Annotated in this window: 18 protein-coding genes; 11 read left to right on the top strand and 7 right to left on the bottom strand. The window is 54.0% G+C overall.

The genetic code is table 11. The features are described 5' to 3' along the window. Positions 1-74: 74 nt before the first annotated feature. The 3 genes from SH528x_RS24545 (at position 75) to SH528x_RS24555 (ending at position 4,182) form a co-directional block, all read left to right on the top strand. Complete coding sequence (locus tag SH528x_RS24545; protein ID WP_442506086.1) at positions 75-1,727, top strand: di-heme oxidoredictase family protein; 1,653 nt, start codon at positions 75-77, stop codon at positions 1,725-1,727. Positions 1,728-1,765: 38 nt separating this feature from the next. Beyond that, positions 1,766-2,668 (top strand): hypothetical protein, encoded by a 903-nt coding sequence (locus tag SH528x_RS24550; RefSeq protein ID WP_442506087.1) that lies wholly within the window; start codon positions 1,766-1,768, stop codon positions 2,666-2,668. Between the two features lie 218 nt (positions 2,669-2,886). Beyond that, a complete protein-coding gene (locus tag SH528x_RS24555; RefSeq protein ID WP_442506088.1) occupies positions 2,887-4,182 on the top strand; it encodes a peptidylprolyl isomerase in 1,296 nt (431 codons plus the stop codon). A gap of 264 nt (positions 4,183-4,446) precedes the next feature. On the opposite strand, the gene SH528x_RS24560 is transcribed toward SH528x_RS24555, so the two are convergent. Next, a complete protein-coding gene (locus SH528x_RS24560) occupies positions 4,447-5,316 on the bottom strand; it encodes a hypothetical protein (protein ID WP_442506089.1) in 870 nt (289 codons plus the stop codon). Positions 5,317-5,554: 238 nt separating this feature from the next. Here SH528x_RS24560 and SH528x_RS24565 point away from each other — a divergent pair, with 238 nt between their 5' ends. Together SH528x_RS24565 and SH528x_RS24570 are read left to right on the top strand one after the other, a co-directional pair. Then, positions 5,555-6,208, top strand: a complete 654-nt coding sequence (locus SH528x_RS24565) for a Maf family protein (protein ID WP_442512170.1) — start codon at positions 5,555-5,557, stop codon at positions 6,206-6,208. Positions 6,209-6,492: 284 nt separating this feature from the next. Continuing rightward, on the top strand, positions 6,493-7,401 hold the full coding sequence (locus SH528x_RS24570) for a DUF1573 domain-containing protein (protein WP_442506090.1): 909 nt from the start codon (positions 6,493-6,495) through the stop codon (positions 7,399-7,401). A 281-nt stretch (positions 7,402-7,682) separates the two neighbouring features. Here SH528x_RS24570 and SH528x_RS24575 read toward each other — a convergent pair whose 3' ends face one another. The 3 genes from SH528x_RS24575 to SH528x_RS24585 form a co-directional block, all read right to left on the bottom strand. Continuing rightward, positions 7,683-9,395 (bottom strand): hypothetical protein, encoded by a 1,713-nt coding sequence (locus tag SH528x_RS24575; protein WP_442506091.1) that lies wholly within the window; start codon positions 9,393-9,395, stop codon positions 7,683-7,685. A 90-nt stretch (positions 9,396-9,485) separates the two neighbouring features. Next, positions 9,486-11,012, bottom strand: a complete 1,527-nt coding sequence (locus tag SH528x_RS24580) for a carboxypeptidase M32 (protein ID WP_442506092.1) — start codon at positions 11,010-11,012, stop codon at positions 9,486-9,488. A 121-nt stretch (positions 11,013-11,133) separates the two neighbouring features. Next, the gene (locus SH528x_RS24585) at positions 11,134-12,897 is read right to left on the bottom strand and encodes an AI-2E family transporter (RefSeq protein WP_442506093.1); all 1,764 of its coding nucleotides are present in this window, start codon (positions 12,895-12,897) and stop codon (positions 11,134-11,136) included. 133 nt (positions 12,898-13,030) lie between these two features. Here SH528x_RS24585 and SH528x_RS24590 point away from each other — a divergent pair, with 133 nt between their 5' ends. Then, entirely contained in the window at positions 13,031-14,158 is a 1,128-nt protein-coding gene (locus SH528x_RS24590; RefSeq protein ID WP_442506094.1) for a lysylphosphatidylglycerol synthase transmembrane domain-containing protein, read from the top strand. Between the two features lie 98 nt (positions 14,159-14,256). Continuing rightward, entirely contained in the window at positions 14,257-14,751 is a 495-nt protein-coding gene (locus SH528x_RS24595; RefSeq protein ID WP_442506095.1) for an MgtC/SapB family protein, read from the top strand. Positions 14,752-14,785: 34 nt separating this feature from the next. On the opposite strand, the gene SH528x_RS24600 is transcribed toward SH528x_RS24595, so the two are convergent. After that, complete coding sequence (locus tag SH528x_RS24600; RefSeq protein WP_442506096.1) at positions 14,786-15,592, bottom strand: MBL fold metallo-hydrolase; 807 nt, start codon at positions 15,590-15,592, stop codon at positions 14,786-14,788. Positions 15,593-15,968: 376 nt separating this feature from the next. Between SH528x_RS24600 and SH528x_RS24605 the strand changes: the two genes are divergently transcribed. Continuing rightward, complete coding sequence (locus SH528x_RS24605; protein ID WP_442506097.1) at positions 15,969-16,313, top strand: hypothetical protein; 345 nt, start codon at positions 15,969-15,971, stop codon at positions 16,311-16,313. A gap of 81 nt (positions 16,314-16,394) precedes the next feature. Here the strand turns inward: SH528x_RS24605 and SH528x_RS24610 are convergent, their stop codons facing one another. Continuing rightward, positions 16,395-18,287 carry a glycerophosphodiester phosphodiesterase family protein gene (locus tag SH528x_RS24610; protein WP_442506098.1) on the bottom strand — a complete coding sequence of 631 codons (1,893 nt, stop codon included), beginning with the start codon at positions 18,285-18,287 and terminating at the stop codon, positions 16,395-16,397. Positions 18,288-18,553: 266 nt separating this feature from the next. Between SH528x_RS24610 and SH528x_RS24615 the strand changes: the two genes are divergently transcribed. Then, positions 18,554-19,828 carry a lactonase family protein gene (locus SH528x_RS24615; protein WP_442506099.1) on the top strand — a complete coding sequence of 425 codons (1,275 nt, stop codon included), beginning with the start codon at positions 18,554-18,556 and terminating at the stop codon, positions 19,826-19,828. Between the two features lie 435 nt (positions 19,829-20,263). On the opposite strand, the gene SH528x_RS24620 is transcribed toward SH528x_RS24615, so the two are convergent. Then, entirely contained in the window at positions 20,264-20,791 is a 528-nt protein-coding gene (locus SH528x_RS24620) for a hypothetical protein (RefSeq protein WP_442506100.1), read from the bottom strand. Between the two features lie 432 nt (positions 20,792-21,223). Between SH528x_RS24620 and SH528x_RS24625 the strand changes: the two genes are divergently transcribed. Beyond that, positions 21,224-22,201: a glycosyltransferase family 2 protein gene (locus tag SH528x_RS24625; RefSeq protein ID WP_442506101.1), complete on the top strand. Its 978-nt coding sequence runs from the start codon at positions 21,224-21,226 to the stop codon at positions 22,199-22,201. An 86-nt stretch (positions 22,202-22,287) separates the two neighbouring features. Then, a complete protein-coding gene (locus SH528x_RS24630) occupies positions 22,288-23,889 on the top strand; it encodes a hypothetical protein (protein WP_442506102.1) in 1,602 nt (533 codons plus the stop codon). Positions 23,890-24,063 lie beyond the last annotated feature (174 nt).

A 24,063-nucleotide genomic window follows, 5' to 3' on the forward strand; every position in this document is an offset into this window, starting at 1 on the left:
GTAGAGAACCAAAAAGCATTGCAATGCGATCGTTTAGAAGGCTTATTGTCTCGTCACTATTAGCAGGACCTCGAATGATGAAACGCTTGAATCGAAACGGGATCACGATGCTATTCGGCATCCTGGCGATGGCCGCTGTGGGCGTGGTCCATTGCCAGGCGGTCCAGCCCGAATCGGTCACGCAGGGCCGTGTTCTGTTCGAGCAAGATTGGTCGCCACGAAATCCGATCACGGGCAACGATGGACTTGGGCCACTCTTTAATAGCACCTCCTGTGTGCGGTGCCATTTCCAAGGGGGCGTGGGTGGCGCGGGCGACGCTTCGGTCAACGCATTGACGATTGGAATTGAGCGAATCCATGCCGAAACCGACTTTCTCGGCGCCGGCGAACTAGCACTCGCAGTACATGCCGCGCATCCAGGGTTCATTCAAAGCAATGGCATGATTACCAACATCCTGCCTCTACTGCACCATGGCGGGTCCGACGCTTACATGTTGAAACGGAAAGAACTGCTATCGCACTTACCTGTCGAATTCAGTCATACGGGCGGACCGATGAATGCGGCGGAGGTTCGATATGCTTCGTCGACCCCAATCGCCCTTAATCGAAATTCCGGCGGCAAACGAGAATCTCGAGGCACACAAGTAACGTTCAACGCTAGGCTGTTTCAGCGAAATACGACGGCATTATTTGGAGCCGGCTTGATCGATCAAGTCAGTAATCGCGACTTGGCTATTCAGGCCAAGCTGCAAGAGCGACACCCCGAAATAAGTGGTCGCCCCTCGGCGCTCAGCGATGGTCGATTTGGCAAGTTTGGTTGGCGAGCCAATGTTGGCTCATTGGCCGAATTCATTGACATGGCGTGCGCTAACGAAGTTGGTCTGAACACGCGACGTCAATTGCAACCAAGCGACCCGATGAACCCAGGCTACAGCAACCCTGGGATCGATGTTTCCGATTCCCAGATCATCGCGATGCGTGATTTTATTGCAGCGTTAGCAGCACCAACTCGGGAAGCTCCCAAGAGTCTGCGGCATGCACAACAAATCGACCGAGGCGAAAAGATGTTCGCATCCATTGGGTGCGTCAACTGCCATCTTCAAGACATCGGCCCTGCAAAAGGAATCTATAGCGACTTGCTTTTGCATGACATGGGATACGAATTAATGGACTTGAGTCATGCGGAGCCCGCAATTGCTCGTGTAGTTCCGCTGTCTCGTTATGAATTAGCAAACGCGAAACCGTCCAAAGACCCCCTGCCGGCTAACTATTACGGGGCATCCAGCTTGATCGTTAACTCATCACAAACCAATAGTGAGTTTTTGTTTCTGGCACCTTACCGCCCAACAGAACCGATAAGAATTGTGGAAGTGTCATCCCAAGAGCGTTACATTGAATTGGAATCCGGCGGTGAAGAGTCATCGACGGATCAGAGCGAAAAGAGAAAGGTTCTCGTTAAAGAAACCAAATACGTCCGGCAGATTTTCGAGCCGACAAATTTCAACCAGGAATGGAGAACGCCGCCGTTGTGGGGTGTGCGTGACTCGGCACCCTACATGCATGACGGACGCGCTGAAACGCTACTGGAAGCCATTGCGGTGCACGAAGGAGAAGCCTCCGCGACTCGAGATCGTTTCCTGAAATTACCGCTCCCTGATCGCCGAGCCATTCTGACGTTCCTTGAAACCCTCGCTGCCCCCAGCAACGTCCCGCAACCCGCGATGTAGAATGGAGGCTTCGTCGTGGTCAAACAATAGGTATTGTGATGCGATCGTTCATAACGCTTCTAGTCATGTCACTATTGGCAATTGCGATTTTCCGACTTACGTATCCACCGATGCCGGAGGAACTGCAGCTTGCCAAAAGCACGCGACGTTTTGATCGAGCTCCCTTACCGCCTGCTCGGAACGAAATCGAGATCCCGATCGCGGAATCGACATCAGAGCCCGAAACATCAGAGCCCGAACAGGAGTTATCCCCCTACGACTTGCATCTGCAAAACGACGATGCCTTCCGCCGGGCTCCGGGCAACGGTCGTCATCGCGGAGGTACACACGTGCTGACGGATGATGGAGCTGTTCGCTTTATAACCGACAGCATCGCTCAATCGTCTCCAAGCGATGAGGCGGCCTCGCCCGAAAACAGGCCCTATGGATTGTGGGGTGCCCTGGGGACGCGTGCCTCCACTGAAAAGCGAGGTGACGACCAGTTCGAGGGATCGGCTCTCACCGCTGATTTGCCTGTCACGCTGTCGATGGATGTTGACCTCCGCCGAACAAAAATTGCAATGGCCGATCGAGAGCTTCGACAGATTTCCTCGCAGCAAATCGCCACCCAGTCCGCTGAAACTTGGATGCTTGATTTCATCGAACTTGTCAGTCTTGATCGTTTTGACAAACCCGTCGCCTATGTCGAAAAAGAACTGCCTTCGATGGACGAAATCGCATCAGGCGATCTAAGAACCCGACCACTCGGTGATTTTGAAATCAACGCGATTGAAAAATTGCGTGAGGGTGCAAAGTTGCAAACCGAGCGACGGGGCCACACATTGCGGATGGTGGGCCCGATATTGGCCACGAACGACTGTTTGACCTGCCATACAGGGAATGCAGGCGAATTATTGGGTGCGTTCACCTATCAATTCACCGCTGCGGCCGACGCTCAGTAACGCCTACGTTTGCCCGCGTTTTCTGTTTCTCGCCTAATATCCCGATCCCTTCCCATTCGAACGATTGCCGCTAAACCGCGGATTCCACTGAGGCATTGGCAGGCAGACAGCTGAAAACAGCTGATTTCCAAACACTTTTCGCGATCCAATTCGCCCTTCGCTGCGTAGCTAGACGTGCAGAGGATATTCCGTTTGTTTCTGAGCCATTTGAGTTATTGATGATTGATCGCGTTTTGTTTTTCACCCTCTCGACCATTGGATTGGTGGCGGGATTTTCGCTGCCGGTCACCAATGTGGTAATGGCCCAGGAAACGTCGCCTGCTGCCGCATCAGGCCAATCGATCCCAAGTGATGCGATCCCCGCTGACGCAGCGTCTGCAGAATCAGAATCCAACCCCCTTCAACCCTCCAATCTGCTGGGCAAAGGGCCCGATGGCGAAGCGTTTGAGTTGAGCGAAGAAGGAAAAGAGGCCAAACAAAAATATGTCGCGGCCAAACAGCAATTGGTTGACGTGATGATTGAAATGCGCACGGTTCATACCTTGTATATGAATGGCGAGGAACAATCGCCAGCCGACTTGGAACACTACCGCGAATTGCGTGCACAGAGTCGCAACTTGTTCGACGAAGTCTTTGATGCCGCCTACGGATATTTGTTATTGGCACCCGACCAGGAGGCCGCTCAGTATTTGTTGACGATGCTCGAACATCGATTCAAAAGCTCGAATTACTCGTTGTCGACGATGCAGGCCAGCGCGTTGCTGATTGATTTGGGGTTCAACCAAGTCTTTTTGTTTCAGACCGCTGCCCGTTCTTCGGTCTGCGTAGGAGAATTTGAAACCGCTGAAAAAATTTACAAGTACTTGAAGCCTGAGGACTACGGTGACTTGGACAAACGTTTCATCTACCAAATGGATGAACTGAAGCAGCAGTGGGCGGACGAAAAAAAACGTCGCGAGCAAGATGCTGAGAAAGAACTGCCGCGAGTTAGACTGAAAACGACTCACGGTGAGATCGTCATTGAATTGTTCTTAGACCAGGCACCTTCGACGGTGGCCAACTTTATCAAATTGGTTGAAGAGGGCTATTACGACGGACTTGATTTCTATCAAGTGATGGACGATTTACTGGCGCTGACGGGTGACGAATCTGGCACCGGGTCGGGCAACACCGGAAAATTCCTGATCGACGAGCATCAGCGTGAAGGAGCCAGGAATGCGTTCCGCGGCTCGTTGGCGATGGCCAAACTTCCCAAAGGTGAAAGTGGCGACTTCGTCGACGATAGCGCTAGCAGCCAATTCGCCATCTTCTTTACTCCGGTCCCATCCGTCAGCAAGGCACAAACGGTATTCGGACGCGTGATCCAAGGGATGGACATGTTCAGCGAACTTCGGCGGGTTGACCCCAGCAAAGAAAAGAAGAAAGGGCAAATCGTCTATCCGCCCGATCGCATCCTCGAGGCCGAAGTGATTCGTCGCCCCGCTGAGTTGCCTGAGCCGAAATACCGTCAATAAGTTTCGACGCCTACGCCCGCCAGAGCGTGGATTGTTAGCGTCCATTGCGAATCACCACCTCTGGCGAAGGAAGCTACCAGAAAATGCTTCGCAGCGTTCCGTTAGGCTCTAGTCCCGGTTCAGCGCCGGAACCGTGGCTAGCGGGCTGTTAATTTAATCCAAATGCAAATCGCAGCTGTGAGCCGAAAGGCACCGGGTAATGGCGTGGAACCCGGCCGCTCACGCGTCACGGCTCACTCAATCAGTTAATTTAGCGGTATTGGTCTACAGCTTGGTCTCGGGAAGCCGCTGAATCTCTAGCAAGACCACGACTTGCTCTTCGATGTTGTCTGCAGAAACGCCCGACAACATCTCTTTTCCTAAGCCAAACGAAGGACGACTAGCCGCGATCACAAACAGATCGTCCTTGCCCCCTTCGAGATCGATATCCAACCAATCGAGCGACCATGCGTCACGCCGACTGTCGATTCGCATCGCCGATTCGCTGCTAATCCATTTTTGACGCATCGATCCATGTTGGATCTCAGGCCGACATTGCAAACGAATTTGCGAGGCCGTTTTGGATTGAGTCGGGGTGATGGCTAGCAGGTATTGTGGATCCTGAAGCGTTCGTCCGATGGTTTGTCCCTTGGTACGAAGCAAAGTGACGTGGGGCCCGCTGCGAGGTTGCCGAAGTGGCAATTCGTAGCGTTTTGCCAATCGCATCGGAATTTTTCGTGAGCCCCCCGATACCTCGCTGGCGACGTCCGCTTGGTCGAGAAACACCTTCATTACGTCTTGAGGCCCCGACATCTCGCCAAGCCGTTGGCGAAATTGGTCAGGCCGGATGACCTTGCCCACCCGAATTCCATTCGCGGAAAGGTCGGCACGGCGAGCTGGTTCGATGACCATTTCATCCACCCATTGCCACATCGACGTGTCTCGGTCGGTGGTCCCGGTTTGGATCGAATGAAAACCAACCGACAAAACAATGGATTGGGAATTTTGTCCGGCCGGAGTCAAGGCGGTACCGGTCTTGCCTAACACTGAATCCGACGTAGATCGATCAATCCAAGACGCGCAGCCAGCGACCGTGGACGCTAGCGAACCAGCGACCACCAGTGAGCAAAACTGTCTGCGATTGATGGTGTTCAAGCTAGATGATTCTTGTACGACTCAGAAAAAGGATCCGAGATTGCCAGCATGAGGTTGCAAGACGGGGTCAGGCCGAACACTACAAAGAGAGGGTTCGAAGCGTCAAGAGAAAAGCGGTCGCTTGCTTCCCAAGCCCGCAACGAACACGTAAAACGTTACGAGTGCCCTTGTTCCCTGGAATTCCAGAAAACTCTAAAAGCAATCAAAACGGATGAAATTCTCAGACAATCTGCCACTGATGCGAGCACTGCCGCGAGCCGATTTGCCGACCGACGAATCGCTGATCCTGGCGAGCGGGTCGCCCCGCAGGTCGCAATTGTTGAAGGCCGCCGGATATTCGTTTGTCGTCCAGCCCGCGAGCGATGAAGCCGAGTGCGGGATGTGCAGCCGCGAAACCGCTCCCGAATTGGTGGCCCGTTACGCGTATCGGAAAGCTGCCGACGTCGCTGCGAAGAACGATAGCGGATTGGTCCTGGCCGCCGATACGGTCGCCTCGTGTTATGGTCAAATTCTGGGAAAACCGCACGATATCGAACATGCCGAAGCAATGCTTCGACAACTCAGCGGTCGTCGCCATGATGTCTACTCTGGTTTCTGCGTCTGGTCGGTCAGCCAAAATCGCTGCGTGGTCGAAGTCGTCCGCACCGAACTGCAAATGAAAACCCTGAGCGAGGAAATGCTAGCACACTATCTCGATTCGATGATGTGGGAAGGCAAGGCGGGAGCATTCGGTTTCCAGGACGGGAATGATTGGTTAGAAGTCCTCAATGGTGGCAGCGAAACCAACGTGGTCGGTTTGCCAATGGAACGCCTCGCAGAGGTATTTTTCGACTTTGATTTGCTAGCGACTGAGATTTCGGTGGAGAAAGATGACCCTTCTTCGTCGAACTAGCCATTCTTTCTAAGGTTTAGGGGCAGGTTGTTTCCGATAAAGTGTTTAGTGTTGTCCCGATCGCACCTGTTGCGATGCTGGTGACTTTGGTCGGCATGGCCTTTATGGCCACGGATATTTCACCGTCTTGATGCCGAGGCGTTTTGTCGTCTTTCCCGTGTTTCCATTTTCCACTCTTGAATGGCCTGGATGTCATGGTGCGTTATTCTGTTTTGCTAACCAGTTTCGTAATGCTCTGCCTCTGCTCAATTTCGGACGTCCGAGCTGAAAATTGGGCCGAGAAAATGTTTTCCGAAACGAGTCACGACTTTCGTACCGTCGGCCGCGGAACCAAATGCGAATTTCATTTCGAGCTGACTAACAAATACGAAGAAGACGTTCACATCGCTGCAGTCCGGTCGAGTTGTGGATGTACAAGTCCCTCGCTTACCAAAGACACGCTGAAGACTCACGAGACGGGTGCGGTTGTCGCCACGTTCAACACAAGTTCCTTTATTGGCCAGAAGTCAGCGACGATCACCGTCGTGTTTGACAAACCTTTTTACGCCGAAACCCAACTCAAAGTCAGCGGCTTTATCCGCACCGACATCACATTTGATCCACCCGAAGTCGCCTTTGGTGAGTTCGCCTCGGGTTCGGCTCAGGAGCGCGAAGTCGTGATTACCCACAGCGGCAATTCGACTTGGCGGATCAGCGATGTACGAAGTCACTGCGATAGTTTGCAAGTTCGCTTGAGTGCCCCCGAATTGGCTCCGGGAATCGTTCGCTATCGAATGCGAGTCAGCATGAAAGACTCGATGGACGAAGGCGAAATTCACGAGCGATTGACGCTGATCAGCAACGATCGCGATTTCCCGACCACCGAGATGGACATTTCGGGCCGTGTTCGCTCGGCGATCAGTGTTTCACCTGCCGCTGTGAATTTGGGATCAAAGCCCGCCGATGCGGTGATCGAAAAACGATTGATCGTCAAAGGGGACGAAGCATTTGAAATCACAGATGTCGTCTGCAGCGATCAACGTTTCGAATTCGAAATTCCCGTCGGCAGCAAGAAAGTGCAATTCGTAAAAGTGCGTTTCAAAGGGGACGGCACCCCCGGCGATATTGCTCAGAAGATTCGCATCGTGACCAATCTGCCTGGGGACAAATCGGCGTCCTGCATCGTCACCGGTACGCTGTCTGGCAGCAAGTAAGAGCGATCCGAGCAGGAAATCACGCTCGCAGGTCGCTGCGACCCTTTTCATTCTTAATCATAATCTTACTCTTGATCATAATCCTCTGCGGTCACTTTTTACCCGACGGAGGACGTGCGCGGACGGGATTAAGATTATGAGTATGATTAAGATTATGAGTTGGTCGCTGTGAGAGAACAGGTAGCGGAAGTCGTCAAGACTTTCGTCGGACACCCCTCCAAACCCATCACAACTCACTCGCAATTTTCGCGGTGCGAGAGTTGGAAATGCGAGATTGCGTCTTAGGGATTCACACTTTCAACTGCGATCAACTCCACCGTGGGTCCATCGCTGGCTTCGACAATCCGCCCCAAAGCAATAACCTTTTCGGCGTCCGGCAGCGTCGTTCCGGAAACGGGCACGTCTCTGGATTCGGATGACGAACTTGAAATCTGCAGCACGGGCCCCGCTTCGCTCGATTCCGGTTTGCCAATAATCAAGACACCCTCGGTCGTCCGCTTCGGGTAGTCCAACCAAAGATTCGCTGCATCGCCGAGGTCTTTGATAAGCGGCGATCGCGAAAGTGCGTTCAACAATCGCTGAACCTCTGGACTGTCCCCCGCATTTGGCTCGGTCGCCACAGCCGACACCGAAGCGTAGGCATTGGCTAACAAACGACGACGATCGGCCTCGGCCCCTTCGAACTTCATTAAGCTTGCCAACAACTTATTCGCCTTGGCGACCGAAGCCTCAACCTTGGACGGTTCCGCCTCCGCCTCAACATCGGTTGTGGGCGTATCCTCAACGGTCTCAGTGACTGAGTCCGGTACAGGCTCTTCTTTTACCGAAACATCCTCAGCCGGGGAAACGTCGGCGCTGCTATCGTCAGACAGTATCGATTCCATTTTTCCGGAGACATCGTCAAGCGCGGCTTCCGGCATTTCCATGGGCACCTTATCCGCCGCGATGTCTTGCCTAAGCGAGTTGCTGCTCGCGTCAAGCTCCGCTTGCGAAGGGACCGTCGGCTCCGCAGGGTAGGTGACTTCGTCGGTGCTCAACTCGCTACCCGAATCATCGCTACTTGGTTTCAGCGACGTTCCAAGTGACGGCATATCAAAACCGCCCGACGTCAAATCGGTTGAATCCGTTGCATTGGAATCGCTGCCCAAATTTGCAAGTTCTTCGTTAGCATTGTCGAGTTCATCCGACGGCTGGACCGCAGGCACCATCATTTCCGATCCGGTCAATATCGGGCCACTCGCTGCAAAACCGTCGTCCCCGTTGATTGGACTACTTTGTGCCATCGGTTCAGCGCTAACTCGTGACGACGATCCTTTGTTGAACGATCCATCGAACGGCCAGAACCCCAAATCCGGAGCTTTGCCGAGCCAGAGCAGGATTCCACCGGCCAACGGAAGAGCCACGAGCGGGCCCATCGCAACACCGATCAATGTTTTAATCGGCGATGACTTTTTCCGCTTGTAGTTGGAAACCGGCACCGACTTGACCTTCATCGGCATCAGCGGAGCGCCCCCACTATCCGATGCCCCGAGTGCAGCGTCGGCCGCATCATCGCGCGAAAGGAAATCCATCGTCTCGGGATCATCTTGACTGCCGTCATCGAAGCCTAAATCGTTTTGCTCCGCTTCGTCATCTTCCGAGCTGTCAAAACCGAAACCGGACTCATCCGCTTCGATCGTCAATTCCGTGTTGTCGTCCCAGGTCTCATTGATCGAATCGGTTTGTGCTTGGGGTGCAAGTGACGAGGCAGCAGAGCTAGCAGCGATCGGCGCCGCCGCGTGCAGTGACATATTCGCCGCCCCGTCGCCAGCATCGAGGAACAACGGTTGTCCGTCGGCCGAGATCAATTCCACCATCGGTGGCAATTTATCGATGATTTCGCTGGCAGGATACAGTTCGCCACACCACGGACACTGGGCGGTCGCATCCGCAGGCACCGCCGCCGTTGGCAAGCCAATCGTTTCACCACAGCGCGGACAATTGCACGTCAACATTCAATAACCCCAATTCAGAAAAGAGACCGCCTGATTGTAACCCGCAATTATGCGAAAAGCAGCGGCAAACAGCGTCTTGTGAATCATTAATCAGCCTTCAAGACCGTATAGCTTCCGCAGCTTTCCTGTCAGGTAGCCGATCAACGCGTCCGCGGAGAGCGGTTTACCGGTCGCCCGCAATACCAACGAGTCGCCGGACTCGCATTGACCTCGCTCGTGAATTCGCTCGCGAAGCCAAGTCAACAAGGGCTCGAACTCGCCACGAGCAAACATCTCACTAAAACCACCTAGTTCCGCCTCGGCCGCGTTAAACAACTGGGCGCTTGCCAAATTGCCCAACGTGTACGTAGGAAAATACCCAATCAAGCCAGCGCTCCAGTGGACATCCTGAAGCACTCCATTTGCAGGTGAGGGTGCACAGACCCCCAGGTCGTTTTCATATCTTGCATCCCACGCAGCGGGCAATTCATCGACCGCCAGCGTCCCTCCGATCAGTTGTTGCTCGAGATCAAAACGAATGATGATGTGCAAGTTGTAGGTGGCCTCGTCCGCTTCGACTCGGATCAACGACGGTTGAATTTGGTTGATCGCAAAGTGAAAATCGTCGAGTGAGACGTCGTCCAGCGTCGGTGAGAATGTTTTTTTGGTTCGATCGAACAACCACTTCCAAAACGGTCGACTACGTCCAACTTGGTTTTCCCACAATCGCGATTGCGACTCGTGAATTCCTAGCGAGCAATACGATCCAGGTGGCAATCCGAACCAATCGGACCGCATCCCTTGCTCGTACATCCCGTGTCCCGCTTCGTGCAATGTGCCGAGCAAACCCGCAGGCAACCAATTCAAATCGTAACGAGTCAGAATTCGGCAATCCCGCGGCCCCAGCGTCGTACAAAACGGGTGCGATGTTTCATCAAGTCGTCCGGCTTGAAAATCAAATCCAACACTTTCGGCAACAAAGCGACTCAGATCGCGTTGCCCCGCAATCGCGAAATCGCGTTCCAGCAAACTTCGGTTCGGTTGACGCGGTGCTTCGCGAATCGAGTCAATCAGTTCCACGAGCGGCTTACGCAGATCTTGAAACACTTTATTTAGCGTTTCAACCCGAGCATCAGGTTCGTATTCGTCAAGCAAGGCTTCATAAGATGATCGATCGGTTCCCTCGGCAATCCGCTCACCGGCTTCGCGTTTCAGGTCAATGATTTCGGCGAGCGTATCGCGAAACATCCCAAAATCGTCGGCCCGGCGTGCGGCGTCCCAGCGTTGTTGTCCCTTTACCGTCGCTCGCGATGTTCGCTCGACCAGTTCCTCGGGCAGCCGGTGATCGCGTTTCCAATTCCGCAACAGCCCACGGACGGTCGCTGCCACATCGCCGGCAGGATCCTCGTTGCCTAGGTTTTCGGATAGCGACTGCAGCGTTTCACCGTATTTTGCATCGGTCCGGCGGCGATGCACCATCCCACGTAGCGTGCTGACCTGGGTCGCTCGATAATCACCGCCCTCGATCGGCATCCCGGTCCGCTCGTCCCACTCCAGCGTATCGGCAATCGTTTGTAACAGCATCGCACCGCGAGCGTGTTCGGCTACGAACTGAAAATCATCTTGTGAGAATGTCACGATCGTTTTTCCTGTTCTGGGTACTGCTTTCGCGAAAGTCACGCATGACTTTCGAAGTTACGGCTTGTACGTTGGACTTGCATCTTGATTACCATTACGCGGCGGATGACAGGCTGGAAGCCTATCCCACATTCGTTTTCGCTTCCGCAATGGCTTCGGCCGAGGCTGTATCGTCGAGCTCGTGATTGAGAATTTCAAGCAGAGTTTGCAAAAAGACCACAACCATCGGCCCCACCAAAATACCAATCGGACCAAACACTTTCACGCCGCCCAAAACGCTCAACAAAGCGAACAGCGGGTGCAATTGCGAACGGCCGTGCAGCACATAGACTTTGATTACGTTGTCAATCGATGAAATCACCAGCACGCCATACAGCGCCAACGCGATCGCAGCGGTCCAGCGTTGTTCGACCATGCCGAGCCAAACGACACACGGTACCCAAACCGATGCGGCCCCTAGAAACGGCACCAACGACATCAACGTGGTTGCCAAAAACAACAACACTACCGATTCGAATCCGAGTACGTAAAATCCCAATCCACCCAAAATGCCTTGCACGACCGCGCTGAGCACGCTTGCCAAAACGACGGCGCGACTGGTCCGATCAAATTCCAACAATAACCGCCGCTCGTAGTTGTCATCCAGCGGGCTCAACCGCATCAACGTGCGAATCATCGCCGCACCGTCGATCAAAAAGAAGTAAACCGCGATGATCAGGACCAGCAAACCCACCAAGATCTTGCCAAGGTAATTTCCCGTTGCACTGGTCAAACTGACAAACCGTGGTTGCAGCGATTCACGTCCGCGACTCAATAGACTCTTAAAATCTTCGGCACTCGGATTGGCGATCAATCGCACCTGGCTGCGAAGTGTGCCGCCAAGCAAAATTTGCATCCAGGATCGGATTGCAGCCGAAGCGATCACACTCTGGCGGTGAAACTGTTCTTCTGCGTTTAGTTGATCCAGCGACTCGGTTTCATCGGAATCGAGTTCACTCGCCCCCTCTGCGTCGTCCAACGAGACTTCGGCATTCGCAGCCGACTCACTATCATCAGGAACGATCAGATCCGCAGCGTCGACAGCTTGAGGCAACGATTTTTTGAGTTCATTGAGACGATCAATCGCAGTTTCAGCCGCGGTGTCCGCAGTGGGCGGCCCTGCCACGTTTTCCTGCAGATGCAGGATTAGCGATTTTGCTTCAGAAATATTATCCAGAATTTTCTGACGATTCTCCGGAGCCTGCATTACGCCCGACAACGACTGCAAAAACACTGCGACGGACGTGTCCTGGTTGATTCCACGCAATCCTTCACCGGACAGCACCGAATCATCCAATGAATCGGTCAGTTCATCCAAACGTCGAAATTTTTCGGCGTGCGGCAACGAAATGCCAAACTGATCGCGGGCACGATCCAATGCCGCCGTCAGATCGTTGAAATTCATGTGGCTGACCATTGCCGTAAACTGGCTGGTCGCGACCGACAACACGACAATCATCGGCATCAACACCATCATCAAGATCATCAGAGTGGTCGAGGCGGCCGCCAAACGCCGCTTCCCTTTTGTCTGGACGTAGATCCAATCGTGCACCGGTCGAAAGATCACGACCAGCAGTGCGGCTAGGAACAACGGCACAAAGAACCCGGCCATCACCTTGTAGAACAACGCTCCGACCGCGAATATACCGAGCAACAGCATCAGCACCGACAAGATCCGCGACAGCGACGGCAGCCGTTCCAGCATCGCTTTAGTGGACGCCAACGTGTGTGGCGGCGACGATCCGTCATCACCGGCCCCCGTTGTCGTAACCGCCTCGTCGGGGTTCGCAACCGGTGCGGCTGGCTGAGGTTGTTTGGGATTATTCTTGGGTCGACGTTTTGTCATCGAGCCTGCTCGACTTAGTGGTAGGAAATTGTGGAAGCTTGGTTAGGGATTGTATCCCAATCGGATCGTGCCCGATTGTGAAGGATCACCGAAGTTATGGATAGACGGATCAAACGTTCTCGAAAGAATCGCAGTGGCTGAGTCAAACGAATCCCCCGAAATTGACGCTGTCTCGTCTCAACCTGCGGCTCCGCATCGCAGCAAACGCAAACGATGGCTGCGAATTGCCAAAATTATCATCGCCATCGCGGTCGTCGTGGGTCTGTTTTTCGCCGTCCGGTCCGCCGCACGCCAATGGCAAACCGAACGTGAACGTGTGGTTCGCCAGATTCGTGAAATCGACTCGCAGATCGCTGCGACGGATGATTCGAACAAAGCCAGCTCATTGAAAGAGCAACGTACGGCGCTACGACGCAGCATTCCCACGCTTAGCAATATCCACTGGTCACGCATCGGTTTGGCCGCGTTACTGTACGCGGCCGGGACGCTGGTTTCGGGAATGGTGCTTCGCGGCTGGTTGGCGGTACTTGGCCATCGACCTCCGGCGGCTCTCGTTGTCGCTGCTCAAACGCTCGGGCACATCGGTAAGTATGTGCCTGGCAAGGCAATGGTGGTGGTCTTGCGGGTCGGAGTCCTCAAACGATGTTCGGTTCCCGTCGTGCCAGCCACGATTAGTGTGTTTTTGGAAACGTTCATGATGATGGCTGTGGGCGCCGCGGTCGCTGGCATCGTGATCGTGACGCTGCCCGTCCCGGTTTGGATGATGGTCGCCGCCGCAACCGGAGCGGTGCTGGCCAGCATCCCTACGCTGCCCCCAGTGCTTCAGATTGTGACCACCCGGCTGATGGGGCAGACCTCCGATCTTGGACATCATGCTTGGATCGCGTGTGCCAAAGGCTGGGCTTGGTCGACGCTTGGCTGGATTTTGATCGGCAGCTCGTTCGCGATGATCGTGACCGCGATTCCTACGGCTGCGTTGGCTGAATCGACCTTGCAATTGTTGGCGATCGCCACCGCTTCGATTTCACTAGCCATGGTGATCGGGTTTGCGTCGCTCTTGCCTGGCGGTGCGGGAATTCGCGAATTGGTACTCACAACCATTCTTGGTTTGGTGACCGGACCGACGCACGCACTGCTGGCGGCAATTATGGCCCGCATGATCTTCATTGTCGTGGAATGTTTGATGGCGTTAATCGCTTGGATTTATGTAGAGCGACGACTCGATCCGGTACGGCATGAAATTTGTAGTGTTAGCGAATAAACCGAACGTGTAGAACGCTCGTCGATAGTGTTCCCCAAAGGAAAACGAAGCACTTTCCGCTCGTTTGATCACCGCTAATCCGATCGAAATTCAGTCCAATGGAAGACCAGCTTCACCAAATCATCGTGGTTTTGATCGCCGGGGCTCTTGGTGCCGTCGTCGGCATCGAGCGTGAATTCGCAGACAAACCTGCCGGCTTGCGAACTCACATGTTTGTCTGCGCCGCCTCCGCGATGTTGGTCCTGCTGGGCGATGTTGTCCTGGAGCGTTTCGATCAAGGCAACGAGAGTAATATTAGCGCCGACCCGATTCGCATGATTCAAGCCATCGTGGTTGGCATCAGTTTCCTGGGGGCGGGGACCATCATTCATCACCAAGACAATCGGGTCGAAGGCTTAACCACCGCGGCCTCGATTCTATTGACTGCCGGAATTGGAATCGCCGTGGCGGTGGGACAATTCACCTTCGCCGTAGGAGTCGTCGTTATGGCGGTGCTCGTTTTGATCTTCGTCGGTTGGGTCGAACGACGCATCAAAAAACATGTCGAGAAAATGGATCAAAAGTCGGCAGATTCCGACAACTTCCAATCATAAGCGATAGATTTTATTTCAAAACCGAAACGCTCGATCATCCTTGTAACGATTGAATGTATCGCGACGCAGATCGCTGGACTGCCGCCTTGGCATCTGTCGCTACCTTCTTGCCCGCAAATGCGCCATAGATACGATCGAATTCAAATGGCTCGATCGCCTCGACAATTTTCTGGACTTTGGAAATCGGCAAAGGAATTAGATTGGGATAGGAATACATAAAACTCACCCAGCGACGATCCTGAACGAATTGCAAAATATCGCCCGACAACATTACTCCTTTGCCATCCGCAGCAGCACTGAGGTGCAGCACCGAGCCGCCATCGAAATGGCCTCCACAACGAATCAGCGTTAATCCGCTGGCAAGTTCTTTTGTCTCTCCGTCCCAGAACTGGATCGCCGGATCAAGCCGCATCACCCACTGCCGATCCGCTGCGTGCAAATAGATCGGACAATCAAACGCACGACTCCAATGCACCATGGTGCTGTAATAATGCGGATGGCTGATCGCGATCGCCGAGATTCCACCGATTCCCTGGATCATCTCGACCATCGCATCCTCAATTAACGGAATACAGTCCCACAGGACATTTCCCTCGGGATGGATCACCAAAAACGCTCGTTGGTTGATGGCAAACGAAGGCTGCATCCCAATCGAAATCAATCCCGCCTCTTCCTTGCGAATGAGACTCTGATGCGATTGTTGCAGCTCCGCCAGCGTCGTCCACTGCTGGCCCCTCCAACCCACATATTGACGTTCGTCCTCACAAATCAAACAACGATCCGGAGACGTATCCGACTCGGCAAACTCTGTTCCACACGCAACGCAAATAAAATGGGGCATCGCAAATCGTCGCATTAAAAAACACCGGGTGCATAACCCGTTCTACCTTCTTTTTGAAACATCTCTGGTCGTACTGCTTCAGTGTCGCCCATCCGCAAACGGCCCCGAGGTGCAACCGATAGCTTAACAAATCTAATGTTAAAAAATCAGGAAGCGATTCGGACGCTGTTCATAAACCAGATTCCGATTTTCCAACCTTCCATTTTTCACATTCTGCGGATTTTCCCATATCGCTGGGAAGCCAGCTTTCAACGGAACCAAAGATTAAGCGGAAAACGCGGCGAACGTTTGCGTCGGGTAATCTTGATCGGCTAAAATCGTCACTGACATCCATAGAAGCTCGACTGAACGCGGACATTGAAAGCACGCCCAAACGATGAATTCAAATCTCGACGAGCTTGACCAAACCCTGATCAAGGCGATTCTTGCCCTCGATACCAAAGCCGTTAAATCAACAATTCGAGCAGGCGCAAACGTAATGCACACGCGTTCGCGAGATGGCTTACCCATTGGGCCATCCGTCACGCCGGTTATTCTTTCCCACCGCATGAAAGACGTTGTCGAAGACCCCAACATCAAAAACATTCGCAAATTTCCGCCAAAAGTTCTGGCACTTTTAAAATCAAGGGTTGCCGAACTCACCGATACGCTTGGGGAAGATCAAGTCAAAACAAGGATCAAGGAAATCTGTAAAGTCATTGCGAGGAAAATTGGACTCTGAATGTCAATCGAATGCATCCGTTCATTGCGAGAACCGCGGCTCACACCAAGCGGGGCGTAGTCGTCTCGGCAGCCTTCCGGATCACTGCTCTGCTTTGAGCTTTAACAACAAACGTGGGTGGTCGGTGTAGATTCGCTGCACGCCCATCTTCAATAGACGCTGCATCGACTCGGGATCGTTCACGGTCCAGGCTCCCACTTCGATTCCCGCCGCTCGGATCTTTTCGATTTTCTCCAGCGTGATGCCGTCTGGATGCAACACCAATGACTCGAATCCATTCTGTTTCGCAATCTTGATATCACTGTCGATATCGGTGTCCTTCCCACGATCCCAAAACACAGTGATCTCAGGTGCTAGCCGCTTCACCTCAGTCATAAACTCGAGATTCCCATCATTGAATCCCACCCATCGCTCGGCGTTCATAGACTGGATCAGCGATATCGCATCCGCCACACAGTCCATTTTGGGCTGGATCGAGACACGTGTCCGCCCCTGAGTCTTCACCATCGCCAACACATCTTTTAGCAGCGGCATTTTCGCGGGCGGGCATTCGATCAGCATCTTGCCACTGCGTTTTCTGAAATCAGTTGCGACATCGATCGATGCGAGTTCCGCGTAGTTCGATTCGGCGACTACCCGATCCGCATCGCCGACACGCTGGGTCGCTGGATCATAAATGACCACCAATTGCCCATCACGAGTACGCAGGATATCCAATTCGATCCAGTCGGCGCCGACATCGATACCGCTGCGAAAGGCGGCCAGCGTATTTTCGGGGAACTCGCCCGAATTTCCGCGGTGCGCCGTCACTCCGTTGGACAAGAATTCCAGTTGCGGTGGTCCCAGAATCGATTCACGCTTGCTCTGGAATAACTCGAGCCAGGCTAAGGTCAACCCTGCGGGAATCGTTGCCGCAGGACGAATCTCCGCTGGCGTTTTTCCCCAGTAGAATCCAATCCAACCATTCGCATACGATCGTGACTGGTTGATGAATTGACCTAATTCTTCGGCCCCACATTTCAGTGGAAATATTTCTTCGATGACGACTGGCTTGCCCGCTGCGGCAAATCCTTTGAGCGTCTCGATCGCCGCTTCCACTTTTCCTTTTTCGGGATACAGATGCATCGCGATGAAGTCGAGATCGACAGCAATCTTTTCTGGCACAAAGCCCGAAGTCATTCCAGGACGATCCAAGCTCCACGGCACGAGCCCGACAGTGATCAGATGACGATCATCATGTTGACGGATCGCCGAGACAAGTTTTCCAATCCAGGCCTGCGCTACCTCGGTGCGATCACGGCCTTGGCGATCCAGTGCGATAAATTGCACAAAATGTTTGTCGCCAAACCCCGGCCCTAGCCAATCGGTGCGTGCTGTGTTTCCGCCGGGCACAACCGGTTCATTCATCAAGTCGTAACAGAACACGGCGGGACTGTGGGCACATCGTTTGGCGACCGCCTCCCAGAACACCGCTTGCGCCGCCCAACGATCTTGTTCACCTAGCTCGTCGTACCACTGAGGCACATCCTGTTTGTGATAACAACCAAGTCCTGTCAGATCGAGATAAAGTCCCGTTTGTTCCGCCAAGGTGACAAGGCGAGCGAGTTGCTTGAGAGAACCTTCGTTTGGCTTGGCCGGACTTTCCATAAACTTGCCAATCTGCAAATGGATGCGAACCACGTTCGCGCCAAGTTCTTTCATCTCGCCAAACGCCGACTCCACCTTGTCCCATTCGTCGTCCCAGTAATCTTCGATCAAACGCCCATCACCGTCGTGATCGTAGTTGAATCCCCAGGGGATGAATGACTCGCCGGAGTCAACCAACGAAAATCCTTTGCCGTCGCCAGAAACCTGAACCCAGTCAAGTTCGTCCGCGCAGCACTTCGCTTGAGGAACCATCGGCCCCGTCGCCAAACCCAACGGCCCTGCGACAAACATCGCAAGGAAAAACAGGGGACGAAAAATCAAAGACATGAGAGTCCTTTGCTGAGCTGGGGCAGTGAGGTCAGGACGCGTGCAGTGCGTCGATCAAATTCATTTGACAAGCTGATTAATGACGGTTTGATTCTATCCGTTGATCGGATCACAGGACTGCCGCCAGTGCGAAATAAAACGTTATGATCGCCGAACGATCGGCTGACGATAGATCGGCTATAGTGTGGTCCACCTACCAATATCTCGCCTCCCCCTCGTATGCCGACGAGGAACTACCCGCCTTGATCACTCACCCCAAATTTGCCATGACGACACAAAACTACGCTTCTCGTTTATTTCTACGAGTTCTGGCCTTCATTTTCGTAGCCACGCCACTGTTCACACGCTCGCTGCAGGCCCAGACCGCGGATGCTGAAAAACCGCTGTTCGCGTACGTCGGCACGTTCAGCTCTCCGCTCCGCGACATGTTGCCAACGCAAGTCGATCTGCCACCGGGTAATGGCCGAGGCATTCATATATTCAAAATCAATCGTAAAACCGGGGCGATGACACCCGCCGGGACTTACCGGATGGGAACAAGTCCCAGCAGTTTGGTGGTCAGTGCCGATGGAACCCGTCTATACTCGGCCAACGAAACTGATCGAGTTGGCGAGGACAAACAAGGCTCTGTCAGTGCCTTTGCGATCGATCACCAGAGCGGTCAATTAACGCTGCTTAATACCGTCCGCTCGGGTGGCGCCGGACCGACATACGTCAGTATCGATCCGACGGGTCGGCACGTGTTGGTCGCGAACTATTTTGGCGGTTCCATCGCAGTGCTGCCGATATTGGGCGATGGCACATTGGGTGACGCCAGCGACGTACAAGTGGACGAAGGCGAGATTGGGCCGACCACGGCAACGCATGCTCCCAAGGGCAGCTTTGCGATCAGCGGCCATGACCGCACTCATGCTCACATGATCCAAACCGATGCCTCGGGGCGTTTTGTGCTGCATGCAGACTTGGGATTAGACAAGATTTTCGTCTGGAAGTTTGATGCAAAAAAAGGTGTGCTTGCACCCAATGATCCTGCTGCGATCTCGCTGCCCCCGGGTGACGGTCCCCGACACTTCCATTTTCACCCCAACGGTCGTTGGTTCTATTCGATCCAAGAAGAGGGATCGACGATTGTGTTGTTCGACTACGACCAGCAAACGGGCCGACTGACCGCGCGGCAAACCATTTCAACACTGCCGCCGGAGTTTGCCGGCAGCAATTTTTGCTCTGAAATCCTGGTTTCTGCTGACGGCAAGTTTGTTTACGCAGGCAATCGGTTGCACGACAGCATCGGGATCTTCTCGGTCGGCGACAATGGCGAACTGAGTTATGTTGGCGAAGAATGGACGCGAGGCAATTACCCGCGAAGTTTTCAGTTCGATCCCACCGGCAATTTTCTGTATTGTTGCAACCAACGCGCCGACCACATCGCGGTGTTCCGCGTCGATCGCCAGAGCGGCGGTTTGACCTTTACCGACCACTACGCACCCGTCGGTAACCCATCGTGTGTCGTGTTTTTAGATCTCGCCAGCGGGAGCAAATAAAGCATTCAGCATCTCAAGCTGTGCCGGGGACGTCAAAGCACTGACCGATGCATTTGTGAGCCGCGACGCCTAAGCGGCCGGGTCGTTTGCATTACCCGGTGCCTTACGGCCCACGGCTCACAATTGCAATCTGAATTCCGATTGAGTCGACACGCCGTGTAAGATCCACGACGCCAGTGACTTGCTTCCACGCGTATTAACGGGGCTTATTGACAGATCTCGCCAGCGGGAGCAAATAAAGCAGTCAGCATCTCAAGCTGTGCCGGGGACGTCAAAGCATGGACCGATGCATTTGTGAGCCGCGACGCGTAAGCAGCCGGGTCGTTTGCATTACCCGGTGCCTTACGGCCCACGGCTCACAATTGCAATCTAAATTCCGATTGAGTCGACACGCCGTGTAAGATCCACGACGCCAGCGACTTGCTTCCTCGCGTATTAGCGGGGTTTATTGACCGCTCGGTTCTGCACGCGGGTATAGGCATCCTCGGCTGCAGGACGTGCATCGTCCCAAGGCATCAGAGGGGCGCCGCCTTCTTCTTCCCAACGCTGACGCGCAATTCGCTCGCGGTCTGGCCAATCCTCGTTGACGTCCGGGTCAAATGATTCCCAGCCCGCTTGATACGCCGGAGCGTAATCGTCGTAGCTGTACGCGTCGTTGTAATACTCGCGGTTTTGATGCTCGTCTCGCCAGTAGGCGACTTCGACGGTGGGATCGATATTTTCTGCGACCGCCTTGCCTGCCAAACCACCCGCGATCCCTCCGATCACGGCTCCCGCGACCGTACCCACGGGGCCGGCAACGGCGCCAGCGACAGCCCCTGTCGCAGCACCGCCGAGTGCCGCTCCAACACCTGTCCCCACCGGATGTGATCCCGCTTCGCCTGTGATCGGGTCTTCGTTTCGCAACTCTTCGCGTTCCTCTTCGGTCCGCGCGTTCTCAACTCGTTTGTTCTTATTGGCCATCGCTTAACTTCCCGTTTTTAATGTGAGAGCGAATACAACCGCGGCGAGAAGCTCGAAACGGCTGGCGACCTCAATCGCAAAATTTCAATAATGCATTTGCTGTGCCGGTCGTTGCCCGCCGCGTCCCCCCGCAAACGCGATTTGCGATTCTGGCGAAACTAGCGATTTTCCAACAAGCAGAAGGCGACCGAATGCGAGAACACCTTGATCGAAACGCAGTCAAAATGAACGAAAAAGAGACCGACGAATTCTGCAAAGTCGGCCGAAATCGACGAGAAAACTGCGAACTTTCCGGTTTCTGGCCACCCGAAGTCCCATGGATAGCCCCCCCACTAACCGGTACAGTGTCGTTTTGTTCCCTGCACCGCAGCAAATCGCCTCCGATGTTTGGCTGGGAACGCTTCCTTTGCCATCCCGCTATCGAGAACTCCGTTGCCTGTCCACAGCGTCTCCTTTGTCATTCCGGTTCTAGACGAGAGTGAATCGTTAAGAGCACTGCATGCCGCCATCGCAGAGGTTTGCCAGACGGAACAAATTCAACGTCAGATCGTGTTTGTCGACGATGGTTCGAGCGACGATTCGTGGCAGGTGATCGAAGAGATCGCAGCAACCGATCCTTCGGTTTGTGCGATTAAACTTCGCCGCAATTTTGGCAAGGCCGCTGCCTTGTCCGCTGGTTTCGAAGTGGCGAAGAACGAAATCGTAATTACGATGGACGCTGACCTACAAGACGATCCCAAAGAGATCCCACGCTTCCTCGAACAACTCGACATGGAAAAGGATGTTGTCAGCGGTTGGAAACGGGTGCGGCATGATCCCTGGCACAAAGTACTGCCCAGCCGAGTGTTCAATTGGTTGGTCAGCCGAATGACGGGGGTCCATTTGCACGATCACAATTGCGGATTCAAAGCGTACCGCCGCGAGATCTTTGACGAAGTCAAACTGTACGGCGAGCTACACCGCTTTGTGCCTGTGTTGTCCGCAGCAAAAGGGTGGCGAGTCGGCGAGATCGAAGTCGAACACCATGCTCGCAAGTTCGGTCGCTCGAAATATGGCGTGTCGCGGCTGATCAAGGGCTTCCTCGACCTGATGACAATCTACTTTCTAACCGGCTACTCGCGTCGCCCCCTGCATTTAATTGGCACCGCGGGAATGTTCTTCTTTACCTTTGGTGGATTAGGCATCTTCGGCTTGTCCGCGTGGTGGGTGATCAGCCGCGTGAGTGCGTCGATCAACGTCATTCATCTACATGAAACAGCAATCTTCTATTACTGCATCGTTGCGGTTCTGCTCGGAGCCCAGTTTTTGCTTGCCGGCCTATTGGCGGAATTGATCGTGTCGCTTTCTCGCGATACGCAGACGCCGTTTAGTGTTGCTAAACGGATCGGTGATCAAAACAAGCAAGTTTAAATGTCACGTTGCCATTGCCGACTTTGATTTTGCAAAGACGACAACGCTACCCCGCATTCCCATCATTCATTACACGATCGACCTCGATGCACAAAGACACGCAAGAACGTAAAAAACGTCGCACCGCCTACCTGCTGCTAATCTTGATCGGGCTAGGAATATCAGCAGGGCGGATCGCGACTGTGACCAGCCGAGAAGGTGATACCGCGTTTTTGAGTGCCAATGATCGCAGTCGCTGGTGCACGGTCGCTGCGTTGGTCGAGGACCGCACTTACGAGATCGATCGCCAGATCACAATCAAAGGCGCCAAAAACCGTACCCCGTGGAACACGATCGACAAAGTGCGTCATCGTGGCGACGACGGCAAATTGCATTACTACAGCAGCAAACCGCCATTGTTCCCCACCTTGGTTGCAGGCGTCTACTTTCTCGTCAATAGCTTGCTCGGACTCTCGATGACCGAGCATCCGATCTATGCGACGCGAATTGTGTTGGCGTTGGTGAATCTTCCGCTGCTGGCGATCTTTTACTTTTGCACGATCGGTTCGATCGAACGAGTGTGTGGCAACGCCTGGGCCCGGCAATCGCTCAGCTTGGCAGTCGTTTTTGGCACGATGCTGTTGCCCTTTTCGATGACGTTGAACAATCATCTGGTGGCCGCCGCCTTCACGGCGCTAACGATGTGGATCTATTTGTTGACTTGCGAGAAATTAGACGACTCGGTTACCGGCACCTCGACCGTGGTGCCGCCTGGGATGTATCTGCTGGCTGGATTGGCCGCAGCATTCACGGCCGCCAACGAATTACCCGCCCTATCGATGATGGTACTGTGGTTCGTGCTGTTTACCTGGGTCGACGCTCGAGCGTTTCTTCCGTTTGCGGCGGGGGTCATCGTCGTGGCTGCCGGATTCTTTGGGACGAACCATGCCGCCCACGGCAGTCTGCGGCCTCCCTACGCGCATCGTGGCAATGGCGATTTGATTGCCGAGATCGATGCTTCGCTGGACGCGATTCCAGCCGAGCAAATTCATAGCGAAATCGTGCAAAAGGATCTGATCCAGCCGTCGCAAAAAATCACCGTTAAACCGTCCGACGAGACAGGACGATGGAGTGTCCGCAGTGATGACGACCAACTCTTTTCACTGACGCGAACCCCATCGGGCCAGTGGGCGTTGCATTTCTGGGACGACTGGTACGAGTACCCCAATAGCTACTGGCAGGAAGGCCGACGGCGGGGAGTCGACCTGGGGGAACCGTCCCGAATCGTTTATTTTCTAAACATGACCATCGGGCATTACGGAATTTTTTCGCTCACCCCGATCTTCCTACTCGTTCCGCTCGGTCTGTTCAGAGGACTCTCCTTTGGGCCCCACGACTATCGCCGGTTCACGATGGCGGTACTAATTGCTAGCGTCACTTGCCTGCTGTTCTACTTGGCCCGACCGCTGATTGACCGTAATTACGGAGGCGTTAGCTGCTGTTTTCGCTGGGTGCTATGGTTCACGCCGATGTGGCTTTTAATGCTAGCACCCGTTCTTGATGAGTACGCGGAAACAGCACAGAAGCGAGGTATCTTTCACGCGATGCTAGTACTCAGTGTGTTTTCGATGTCCACCGCATTGCAAACTCCTTGGCAATCGCCGTGGATCTACCAGTTCTGGTCGTTTTTGGGGTGGCTTGGCGGCTGAGCCTCGGACTAGTATCGCGACAGATTAACCTCGTGCTGAGCGGCCCTTTTGCGGCTCCCCAGCATCAGGGGACATGGATGCCCTTGGTTTGTGAATAGGCTGTTTGCGATTGGCTGGGTCAAAATCCGATCCGAAACCCAAAACATCGCGTGCATTAGCGCGATGGGTGTGGGC

The sequence above is a fragment of the Novipirellula methanifontis genome, assembly GCF_052161655.1.
GTDB lineage: Bacteria > Planctomycetota > Planctomycetia > Pirellulales > Pirellulaceae > Novipirellula.